The following is a 12,170-nucleotide window of genomic DNA, read 5'->3' as shown; positions in this document are numbered from 1 at the left end:
TTAGCCCAAATCTTCAATTAATTCAACCTCAACTCCTGCTTTTCTTAAAAAATCAACTCCTGAAGTATCTTTATATTCTTGATGATACACCACTCTTTTGATTCCTGATTGATGAATTAATTTACTACAATCTTTACAAGGTGAAAGTGTAATATATAATGTTGCATCTTCACAAGATTGTGTTGAACGCGCTACTTTTAAAATCGCATTTGCTTCGGCATGAAGTACGTACCATTTGGTTAGATTGTCTTCGTCTTCACAACAATTTTCAAATCCCGATGGTGTTCCGTTGTAACCATCTGAAATAATCATTTTATTTTTAACGATAATGGCACCAACTTTCTTTCTTTGGCAATAAGACAAATTACCCCATTCTTTGGCAATTCGTAAATAAGCTTTATCGTATTTTTCTTTTTTTACTTTGTTCATTATCGGTTCCAGATTTCGCTTTCAATAATCATTGGCAAAACTACGCCAATTATAAATGCTGACATAACTAAAGCCCAATCTCTTTTTGAAAAACGGAAAAAAGTTTGCACTACATACGAAATAATTAAAACTAAAAGAACTACAATTATTTGTGCAGCTTCAATTCCTAGTGCGAATTCTAAAAGTGGTAACAATTTATCGGAAGCATTTCCAGGTAAAATCGTTTTAAAGTAATTCGAAAATCCAAGTCCGTGAATGATTCCGAAAAACAAAGTAACGATAGCCACAAAAGTGATACTTTCATTTTTAGATGATTTCCCAGCGGTAAAAAGATGAAAAACAGCTGTAATTAAGATGGTTATTGGTATTAAAAATTCGACCAAACTGGCTTGAATTTTGACAACACCATAAACAGACAACAACAAAGCCAAAGTGTGGCCTAATGTAAACAATGAAACCAAAATGAAAACATTTTTCCAATCTTTAAAGGCATAAGGAATTACCAAAGCCATCAAAAACAAAACATGGTCGTATGCATTAATATCTAACACATGTTTAAGACCAATATTAAAATACATCCAAAATTCTGACATAGTTTTATTATTTATTAGGGGGAATTCAAACTTACGATTTATTTTTATATGTAAACCAATAATTAGTCATAAAAGCGTGTGAAATTGTTATAAAAAATAGATTTTTTGTGTAATTTTGCCGCAATAAAAAAACAAACAACATGTCAATTTCAGATTTATTCGATAGCGGTTTTAGAAATAGAAACAAAGGACACTTTTCAGCAATTGTTAGAGTTGCGTTATCAGACGGAACAATTACTCCTAATGAGAAACAATTCCTAGAGAAATTATCCATCAAATTAGAAATTTCTCATGCAGAATATGAAGAAATTTTAGAAAACCCTCTAAAATATCCAGTTAATCCTCCTTTAATGCACACGCACCGTTTAGAGCGTTTGTATGATTTAGCAAGAATGGTGTATGCCGACGATGTTTTAGGAGACAAACAACAAGATTTATTAACACGTTTTGCTTTAGCTTTAGGTTTTACAGCAGGAAACGTAGGTTATATCGTAGATAAAGCGTTAAAGTTAGTAGATATGAATGTAGATTTAGACACATTCACTTACGAAATGCAACACATGAACAGATAATCAAAACTGTTTTAAAATATAAAAAGCACAAATTCTAATGAGTTTGTGCTTTTGTGTTTTTATTATTTAAAGAATTTACTTAGCTTTCTCCATAAACTCTTCAGCTTTTTCTACCATGTTTTTACTTCCACAGAAAAATGGAACGCGTTGGTGTAATTCGGTTGGTTGAATTTCCATAATTCTTTTAAAACCATCTGAAGCTTTTCCTCCTGCTTGTTCGGCAATAAAAGCCATAGGATTACATTCGTACAACAAACGCAATTTACCATTTGGAGTTTTAGAAGTAGTTGGATATAAATAAATTCCTCCTTTAATCATGTTTCTATGAAAATCCGAAACTAAACTTCCGATATAACGAGAAGTATATGGTCTGTCACCTTCTTCTAACTGACAGTATTTTAAATAATTCTTTACTCCTTGTGGGAAATGAACGTAATTCCCTTCGTTAATTGAGTAAATTTTTCCGTCTTCTGAATATTTCATGTTTGGATGCGACAAATAGAACGTTCCAATTGCCGGATTTAATGTAAACCCGTTTACGCCATCGCCTGTTGTATAAACCAACATAGTTGATGTTCCATAAATTACATAACCTGCCGCTACTTGATTTACACCAGGTTGCAAGAAATCTTCAATAGTTACAGGAGTTCCTACCGGTGTAATTCTTCTGAAAACCGAAAAAATAGTTCCTACCGAAACATTTACATCAATATTAGATGAACCATCTAAAGGATCCATCAAAACCACATATTTGTTATTATGTGAATTATCTGAACCTGCAACGGTAATAAAATCATCATTTTCTTCTGAACCAATTCCACAAACGATTTCACGATTGATTAACGTTTGAATAAAAACCTCATTAGCGTAAACATCTAATTTTTGTTGGTCTTCGCCTTGAATGTTTTGTTCTCCTGCAGCGCCTACAATATCTACCAAACCAGCTTTATTCACTTTGTAATTTACTACTTTAGCGGCTAATCGTATTGAGTTTATAATACGCGATAATTCTCCTGTTGAATACTGAAACGAATTTTGATGTTCAATGATAAATTCGCCTAATGTGGTGTTTCTTTCTTCCATTACGAAAACGATGTAGTTGTGTATAGGGCACAAATATCGTGAATTTTGTTAAAAGAGTATATTAATTTGAAAAGATGTTTAAGTTAATTTTACTTTTGTAAAAAATTACTAAAAATGATTATTAGAAAAGCGACAAAAAAAGACATGCCATTTGTACTTGAATTAATTCAGGAATTAGCTATTTTTGAAAAAGAACCTACTGCAGTTGTAGTAACGGTAGATGATTTAATTCGTGATGGCTTTTCAGAAAATCCGCTTTTTCAATGCTTCGTTGCTGAAGAAGAAAATACTATTATTGGAATGGCTCTTTATTATTATCGCTATTCTACTTGGAAAGGAAAAACGATTCATTTAGAAGATTTAATTGTAAAAGCTGAAAATAGAGGAACAGGAGCTGGTTTTGCTTTATATAAAGAAATCATGAAACAAGGAAAAGCCGAAAATGTTCGCAGAATCGAATGGAATGTCTTAGATTGGAACACGCCAGCTATTGATTTCTATGAAAAATCGGGTGCGAAAGTTTTGGGCGATTGGCGAGTAGTTCATATGGATGAAAACGGAATTACTAATTTTTTAAACGAATAAATCATTTTTGGAACACCGATTTTAAAAATTTTAGAAATTTCTACAATCTGTGTTCCTAAATATAAACTCAACTAATTCTCAAGATGAAAATATTCAAATTCGGAGGTGCATCAGTTAAAGATGCCGAAGGCGTAAAAAACGTATTAGAAGTATTAAAAACAGTTGGATACGAGGATGTTCTTATTGTAATTTCTGCAATGGGAAAAACTACCAATGCTTTAGAATTGGTTATCAAAAATTATTTTGATAAATCTAATGAATTGAATGCCTCGCTTCAGGAAGTTAGAAAATACCACAATCAAATTTTATTAGACTTATTTGAAGACGAAGATCATGAAGTGTTTTTTGATGTAAACGCGCATTTTGACGATTTAGAATATTTTATTCGCAGTAATAAATCACCAAATTACAGTTTTGTTTACGACCAAGTGGTAAGTATTGGCGAAATAGTTTCAACCACAATTGTAAGTCATTATTTCAATTATAGCGGTTTAAAAAACAATTGGATTGATGTTCGACCTTTAATTAAAACCGACAACAATTACCGCGATGCGCAAGTAGATTGGGAAACTACTCAAAAATTGATTACAAAAGGTATAAAGAAAAAAACGTTAAACATTACACAAGGATTTTTAGGCTCAGATGAGAATAATTTTACCACGACTTTAGGACGTGAAGGTTCTGATTATACCGCAGCAATTTTTGCCTATTGTTTAGGTACCGAAAGCGTTACGATTTGGAAAGACGTTCCAGGAGTTTTAAATGCCGATCCAAGATATTTTGAAAATGCGGTGTTGCTGAACCAGATTTCCTATAGAGAAGCGATTGAGTTAGCATTTTACGGAGCATCCGTAATTCATCCAAAAACCTTACAGCCTTTACAGAAAAAGGAAATTCCGTTATTTGTAAAATCGTTTGTAAACCCAACATTACCTGGAACAAGTGTTTCAAGAGGAGCCGATTTAATTCCGCAAACTTCATGTTTCATCGTTAAGAAAAACCAATTACTTTTATCGTTATCGTCAATTGATTTCGATTTCATCATGGAAAATCATATCAGTGAGATTTTCGGTTTGTTCTCGAAACACAAAATCAAAGTGAATATGATTCAAAACACTGCAATTAGTTTCTCGGTTTGTATTGAAGACAAATACAACAACTTTGAAGAGTTGCGAAAAGTATTAGCTAAGAAATTCAAAGTTTCGTACAATGAAAATGTATCGCTTTACACCATCAGACATTTTGATGAAAACGCTTCAAAAGTGGTAGAAACAAATAAAACGATATTGTTACGTCAGATTTCGAGAGAAACGATGCAGGTGATTACGAAGGAGTAAAATGAAAGAAATATTAAAACGTTTAAATTGGAAAATTATCCTTGTTCACTTTATTGCAACATGGCTTTTTATTCATTCGTTTTACATTCTATCTTATTTACATGACATTGAATTCACAGAATTCATCATGAAAAACAAAAACGAAACACCCGTTTTTGAAAAAATCCCGTTTGATACAAAAAGAATGAGTAATTTTTTCATGATAACTGGAGTTTCAAAATTTATCGGTTTATTGGTCGCTTTTATAATTTCGTTAAGCATTTCAATTTACAGAAAATGGTTTTGGTTGAATTCTGTTTTAGTATTAATTATTGCTTTTGTATTTTTTAAATTAGACTTATTGTTTTGGGATTATCTAAAAATAATTTTTCGATTTATTGGAGGATTTATGCCAAATATAATTTTAGATTTTTTAGTTGATGGTTTAGTGCTGCTATTTTTGGGATTATTGGTTTTCTTCTCTAAAAAATCAACTCAACTAATAAATTCTGAAAAAAACATATAATTTACACACAATCTTGTCATTCCGAAGCATGAGGAATCTTATAATGAGATGTTTCCTTACGTCAACATGACAAGATTGTGTTTTTTACTTTTCGGGAAAATAACGCAAAACTTTCCAACAATAAATACTACTTTTGAAGATTCGGAGTTATAGTATTTATGCAAAAAATTGTTTTTTTAGCGGGATTTTTATTTTGTGTTTTGGGCGGTTTTGCTCAGGAGACGTTACAATCCTATCCAACTAAAAAAATTGCGTTTTCAAAAGACACCATTTCGATAGAGAAATTCAGTTTAAACAATTCTTTTTTTGAAATTAAAGACAAAAGCGGAACAGTCATTGACACCAGTTTTTACCAAGTAAATTTCCAAAAAGGAACCTTAGTTTTCACAAAAGAAATCACAACTTCCGATTCATTAGTGGTTCGCTATTCTAAATTTCCTGAATTTTTAACCAAAACCTATTCCATTTACGATGACGACAAAGTGGTTTCCAACGAAGCAGGAAAATTAGTCGTTTTCAAAAAAGACAAAAACACCAAATTCAAGCCTTTCGACGGATTGAATACTTCAGGAAGTATTACGCGTGGCGTTACGGTTGGAAACAATCAAAACACGGTAGTGAACTCGAATTTAGATTTGCAAATCACAGGAAAAATTTCGGATAAAGTCAGTTTGCGTGCATCTATTCAAGACAGTAATATTCCGTTGCAAGAAGGTGGTTATTCGCAAAAATTAGACGAATTTGACCAAATTTTCATCGAATTATTTTCGGATACATGGAACATTCGCGCGGGTGATTTATTTCTGGAAAATAGAAAATCAGCTTTCCTGAATTTCAACAAAAAAGTACAAGGTTTAGCCACTCGATTTACTTTTGGAACACCCGATAAAAAAACTGAAGTGGTTGCTTCTGGCGCTTTGGTTCGTGGACAATATGCAAGAAGCACATTTGTTGGTCAGGAAGGAAATCAGGGTCCGTATAAATTACGAGGAAATAATAATGAATTGTATGTTTTAGTTATTTCAGGTTCGGAACGCGTTTATGTGAACGGAATTTTGAAAACTCGTGGAGAAAACAACGATTATATCATCGATTACAACGCTGGAGAAATCATTTTTACTTCATTATTTCCCATTACTTCCGAAATGCGAATCAACGTAGAATACCAATACACCGATAGAAATTATACACGATTTATCACATATGGCGGTATTTCGCACGAGCGAGAAAATTGGCAAATTGGCGGTTATGTCTATTCGGAAAGTGATGTGAAAAATCAGCCTTTACAACAAAATTTGTCTTCGGAACAAGTTGATATTTTGCAAAACGCTGGTGATGATATTTCACAAATGAACGGACCTTCAGCTTATTTGGACACGTATTCCGAAAATAAAATTCTTTACAAAAAAGTGATTATTGGTGCGGTTGAAGTGTTTGAATATTCGAATAATCCTGATGACGAATTGTACAATGTGCGATTTTCATTGGTTGGAAATAATGAAGGAAATTACATTTTAGTCAACAATCAAGCCGTTGGAAAAATTTATGAGTATGTAGCACCAATTGCTGGAATTCCGCAAGGAAATTATGAACCAATTGTTCGTTTGATTGCACCTACAAAAATTCAAATGGCAACGGTTTTAGGGAAATACAATCCAAGCGAGAAAACACTTTTAGATTTTGAAGTAGCATTAAGCAACAACGATCAAAATTTATATTCGAATTTAGACGACAATAACAACAAAGGTTTTGCTGGAAAATTCAATGGAAAACAACGCCTTTTTGATGGAAAAACCAAAATTGATGCCTTTGCGAATTATCAGTTGCTGCAAGAAAATTTTAAAACCATTGAACGTTTGTACAACATTGAATTTAATAGAGATTGGAACATAACTTCCACTTTATTGGGTAATCAAAGCTTTTTGACTTCGGGACTGGATTTTAATTTCAATAACAAAGGAAAAGCGCTTTATCAGTTTGAAAATTTAGCTTTTGGCGAGGCTTTTTCTGGAAACAAACATACTTTATCAGGAAGATATGCTACCAAAAATTGGATGATTTGGAGTAATTCGAGCGTAATGAAAAGTGATTCCGAACTTTCAAATTCTTCATTTTCTAGAAGTGAAAATCGTTCATCGTATAAATTGGGTAAAAATTGGATTGGTGCCACGGTGAATTTGGAAAATAATTCGGAAAAACTGAAAGCAACCAATACATTTTCGGCGTTAAGCCAACGTTTTTTAGAATACGGCGCTTTTGTAGGAAGAGGCGATTCGACGAAGGTTTTTGTGGAATTGGGATTTTTACAACGCCAAAATGATAGTTTGCAAAACAACCGAATTGAGCGAGTAAATCATTCGAATTCCTACTACTTAAAATCGCAATTAATTAAAACCGAAAAGAGTAATTTGAGTGTGTTTTTGAATTATCGTACTTTAAAATATGAAGATTCAAACTTAAAAGATGAACCATCGTTGAATTCACGAATTTTGTATTCGGATAGATTTTTTGGACAATTGATTCAAACTACAACAGCTTATGAAACCAGTTCGGGAACGATTGCTCAGCAAGAATTCACCTATTTACAAGTAGAACCAGGACAAGGAGTTTACATGTGGAACGATTACAATAGCAATGGAATTCAGGAATTACAAGAGTTTGAAATCGCTCCATATTCAGATTTAGCGATTTATGTTCGGGTATTTTTACCTAATCAAGTTTTTGTGCGAACGCATCAAAATAAATTTTCGCAAGCGTTGAATTTCAATTTTAACCAATGGCAAAATGAAAAAGGTTTTAAGAAATTTGCTTCGCAATTTTACAATCAAACTTCGTTTTTAATTGATCGAAAAATAAAAAGAAATGGAGCTAATTTCGATTTGAATCCGTTTTCAAAAGAGGAAGATGAATTGATTGGTTTGAACACCAATTTTAGAAATAGTTTGTTTTTTAATCGTGGCAAACAACATCATTCAACCACTTATTCATTCTTGCTGAACGAAAGTCAGAATTTGCTTTCTGTGGGAAGTGTTGCTGCTAAAAATCAATCACATCAATTGCAATATCAGCATTTGGTAAAGAAAAGTTGGTTGTTTAATTTTTCAGGAAGCACCACTTCAACGGAATCTACTTCTGAGAATTATCCAAATAGAAATTTCGAGATTGATGGTTATCAAATTGAACCAAAAATTGGGTATTTATTTTCCAAAAATGCGAGTTGGGATATTTTTTACGAATTTCAACAAAAAGAAAATCAAATTGGTGCATTTGAAACCTTAAAACAAACCCGTTTAGGAACCTCATTTACCTTCAATAGCGAAAAAGGATTTAGCATGAATGGTGAGTTTTCGATGTATAATAATTCGTATGATGGAAATGCCTTGTCAGCAGTTGGTTTTCAAATGTTAGAAGGTTTACAACCTGGTAAAAATCAAACATGGCGCTTACTTTTACAGAAAAATTTGACACAATATTTAGACGTTAATATCAACTATCAAGGTCGAAATAGTGAAACCAGTAAAACAATTCACACAGGAAATATACAATTAAGAGCGTTTTTTTAGTTAATATTTAGATTAATTCTACATTTCTGCTTAATTTTACGAGCTAATTTGTCATCATTATTGCTATATGTTAGAAAAAATTTCAGTTTTACTTTTTATAATCATTTCAAATATAAGTTTCTCGCAACTCAGTAATAAACATTGGTTACCACCATTACATGCTAGAGATGGCGGTGTAGTAGCTGAGCATTATATTTATCTTTCAACCCCAGAAGCAACTCCATTTCAAGTAAATATTACAAATGGTGAAGGTACTCCTATAACTGGATCTCCATTTACAATTTCTCAAGGAAATCCAGTTCGTATTTTGATTGGTAATGGCCAAGGAACAACTATGTTTTCCTCGTTAGCTGATGTTGGCAATGTTAGATCACGTAAAGGTTTGATTTTAGAAGGAACAGGTGATTTTTATGTAAGTTTTAGAGTTAGATCAGAAAACCATGCCGAAACATTGGTTTCTAAAGGTAGAGCTGGTATAGGAAACAGTTTTAGAGCTGGTAGTCTGCCACAAGATTTTATAGGAAGTACCAGAAATTTTGTAACTAGTTTTATGGCTACTGAAGACAATACAATTGTAAATATTTCTGACTACAATACAAATGTAGAGTTCGTATCAGGAACTGGAAATATAACTTTAGACAACTTATCCTACAATTTAAATGCTGGAGAATCTGTAATATTATCTGGTTATACTGATGTCAATGCCAATCTAAATGGATTTGTAGGCGCGCTAATTACATCTGACAAGCCAATAGCTGTTAGCACTGGAAATGCTTTAGCTGGAATGGGTGATCAAAACCAGGGTCAAGATTTTAATTTAGACCAAATAGTTCCGATTGAGCAAGTTGGAACAGAATATATTGTAGTTAAAGGAAACGGAAGTGATTTAACAGAAAAACCATTAGTTATTGCAACAGAGAATAATACACAAATATTCATTAATGGAAGTGCAACACCACTTGTAACTTTAAATGAAGGAGAATATCATCTAGTACCTACTTCATTTTATCAAGGTATCGCAAACCAAAACATGTATATTACTAGTAACAAACCTATATATTTATATCAAATATTAGCAGGTGATATTAGTGATGCAACTTCTGGTTTAAATTTCATTCCTCCTTTAAGTTGTTTTTTTCAAAAAACAGTTGATTTAATTCCTGATGTTGATTCAATAGGAAACTATCCGTTTTCTAGTGAAATAATTGCATTAACGTATGCTTCTGCAACGTTAACAATAAATGGGATACCAACAACAGAAATGGCAGAACCTGTAATAGGAAACCCACAATGGGTAACATATACTATACGAGGAGTTGTTGGTAATGCTGTAATTCAATCAACAGGGCCATTAGCTGTAGGTGTTTTTGGTTTTAATTTTAATGCAGGATTTAGCGGATATTATTCAGGATTTGGAAGTGAGCCAAGAGATACAGAAACAACAATATGCTCAAATAGCGGACCTATCAGTTTACTTGATTTAATTGACGGAAATCCAGAACCTGGTGGAACTTGGTTACCTGCTTTAGCAAGTGGCACAGATATCTTTGACCCAAATATTGATACGGCAGGAATTTATAATTACAAATATACGGGTGATTGCGAATTAGTAGATGTAGACATCGACGTAACTATACAACAAGCAAATTTTGCTGGAAACAACAATACAATTACCATTTGTAACGATGCTCCAAGTTTTGATCTATTTAATTTGTTAGGAACTGGTGTAACACTAAACGGAACATGGTCACCAGCTTTAACTTCTGGAACAGGAATTTTTAATCCTGCTGTAGACAATAGCGGAACCTATACTTACACAATACATGCGGAAGATGCATGCGCAGAAATTTCTGCAAGTATAGTTGTAACGAATAACATAACCCCAACAATAATTCCTATAACCGATTTTCCTCTTTGTGATAATGATGCAGATGGAAGCGATACAAATGGAATTGTTACTTTTAACCTTACTTCTAAAACAAATGATATTTTAAATGGTCAAACAGGTGTTGTAGTAACTTATCATGATTTGGAGAGCGAAGCTATAGCAGGCACAAACTCAATCACATCAATTTACACAGCTAGCAGAACTATTTATGTAAGATTAAGAAATACTACAACAAATTGTTATAATACTACCTCTTTTAACTTAGTTGTAAATCCTTTGCCAGTTATTGCTTCTCCCATTATTTTAAAACAATGCGACACAGATACAGATGCCATTACATCTTTTAATTTAACTGAAGCGAATGGTAGAATTTCTTCACAACCAAATTTAGTATTTACATACCACACGAGTTTACCAAATGCAATTAGCGGAACAGCTCCAATAACTAACCCAACTGAATACATTTCAGCAAATAATGGAAGAGTTTGGGCTCGAATAGTTAATGAAAATGGCTGTGCTAGAACAAGTGAGGTTAATTTAGTTGTATCTACAACCGTAATTAATCTTCCTAATCCTTATGTTTTGCCAGCATGTGATGATTATATTGATGCTTCAGATCCAAATGCTGATGGTTTTGATTATTTCAATTTAAGTTCAATTGATTCCGTTATTACATCTCCTTTCCCAGCAGGTCAATCTTATACTGTTACATATTACGAAACAGAAAGCGATGCCTTACAAGAAATAAATGCAATTCCAAACATTACAAATTATAGAAACATCACTGCATTTGATCAAATCGTTTGGGTAAGAATTGACAGTAATTTAAATAACGATTGTGTAGGTCTTGGCCCGTTTTTACAATTAACTGTAAACCCTTTACCTATAATAGATTTAGGTGTTAATTTTACGTTATGCTTAGATCCAATTACAGGAATAGGTTCGCAAATTGTTGATGCTACACCAACTGTGCCCGGAAATTATTCCTACTCATGGACACCAGCAAATCCTAATGGTAACTCGCCTTTATTTGATATAACTGGTGCTGGAACCTACAGTGTAGTTGTTACAAATAACATTACGGGTTGTACAGAAACTGATAGTATAACTGCTACTTTTTCATCTGAGCCTGAAGATGCGTTTGCAACATTAATTACACCAGCATTCTCTATTGGTTTAGCTACAATTGAAGTTACGGTTGTAGGAGGTTTTGGTGTTTATGAATATAGTTTAGATGCTATTGACTGGCAATCAAGTCCTATTTTTACAGATTTACCAAACGGAAATTATTCAATTTTTGTGAGAGATATTCAAGGATGCGGAATGAAAATAACTGAAATTATCCAAACGATAACATACAACAATTATTTTACTCCAAATCAAGATGGTTATAATGATACTTGGAATATTTACTTACCTGCAACTTATGAAGGTGTAATTAATATTTACGATAGATATGGTAAATTACTAAAACAGATAAGCCCTTATAGCGAAGGCTGGGATGGAACTTATAATGGAAACCCATTACCATCAACCGATTATTGGTTTAAAGTAGAATACTTGGAAAACAACCAAAAGAAAGAATTTAAATCACATTTCAGTTTAAAAAGATAAA

The 12,170-nt window shown here is 32.7% G+C and carries 9 protein-coding genes; 6 read left to right on the top strand and 3 right to left on the bottom strand.

Annotated elements, in window-relative coordinates:
* Complete coding sequence (locus GFJ94_RS05380) at nt 1–429, bottom strand: dCMP deaminase family protein (protein WP_153200554.1); 429 nt, start codon at nt 427–429, stop codon at nt 1–3.
* Nucleotides 429–1,022, bottom strand: coding sequence for a HupE/UreJ family protein (locus GFJ94_RS05375; RefSeq protein ID WP_153200553.1), 594 nt, complete (start codon nt 1,020–1,022; stop codon nt 429–431). The genes GFJ94_RS05380 and GFJ94_RS05375 overlap by 1 nt, the downstream gene beginning before the upstream one ends.
* 140 nt (nt 1,023–1,162) lie before the next feature.
* On the opposite strand from GFJ94_RS05375, the gene GFJ94_RS05370 reads away from it, so the two are divergent.
* The gene (locus GFJ94_RS05370; protein ID WP_153200552.1) at nt 1,163–1,594 is read left to right on the top strand and encodes a TerB family tellurite resistance protein; all 432 of its coding nucleotides are present in this window, start codon (nt 1,163–1,165) and stop codon (nt 1,592–1,594) included.
* A 75-nt stretch (nt 1,595–1,669) separates the two neighbouring features.
* Here GFJ94_RS05370 and fbp read toward each other — a convergent pair whose 3' ends face one another.
* The gene (fbp, locus tag GFJ94_RS05365; RefSeq protein WP_153200551.1) at nt 1,670–2,677 is read right to left on the bottom strand and encodes a class 1 fructose-bisphosphatase; all 1,008 of its coding nucleotides are present in this window, start codon (nt 2,675–2,677) and stop codon (nt 1,670–1,672) included.
* Nucleotides 2,678–2,791: 114 nt separating this feature from the next.
* Here fbp and GFJ94_RS05360 point away from each other — a divergent pair, with 114 nt between their 5' ends.
* From GFJ94_RS05360 to GFJ94_RS05340, 5 genes are all read left to right on the top strand, one after another.
* On the top strand, nt 2,792–3,262 hold the full coding sequence (locus GFJ94_RS05360) for a GNAT family N-acetyltransferase (protein ID WP_008254959.1): 471 nt from the start codon (nt 2,792–2,794) through the stop codon (nt 3,260–3,262).
* An 83-nt stretch (nt 3,263–3,345) separates the two neighbouring features.
* Complete coding sequence (locus tag GFJ94_RS05355; RefSeq protein WP_153200550.1) at nt 3,346–4,599, top strand: aspartate kinase; 1,254 nt, start codon at nt 3,346–3,348, stop codon at nt 4,597–4,599.
* Between the two features lies 1 nt (nt 4,600).
* A complete protein-coding gene (locus GFJ94_RS05350; protein WP_153200549.1) occupies nt 4,601–5,104 on the top strand; it encodes a hypothetical protein in 504 nt (167 codons plus the stop codon).
* Between the two features lie 158 nt (nt 5,105–5,262).
* Entirely contained in the window at nt 5,263–8,667 is a 3,405-nt protein-coding gene (locus GFJ94_RS05345) for a hypothetical protein (RefSeq protein ID WP_153200548.1), read from the top strand.
* Nucleotides 8,668–8,734: 67 nt separating this feature from the next.
* On the top strand, nt 8,735–12,169 hold the full coding sequence (locus GFJ94_RS05340) for a T9SS type B sorting domain-containing protein (protein ID WP_153200547.1): 3,435 nt from the start codon (nt 8,735–8,737) through the stop codon (nt 12,167–12,169).
* Nucleotide 12,170 lies beyond the last annotated feature (1 nt).

The organism is Flavobacterium sp. LMO8, from assembly GCF_009495755.1.
Lineage (GTDB): Bacteria > Bacteroidota > Bacteroidia > Flavobacteriales > Flavobacteriaceae > Flavobacterium.
Note: the sequence above shows the minus strand (reverse complement) of the source record. Positions and strands in the feature narration are given on the sequence as shown.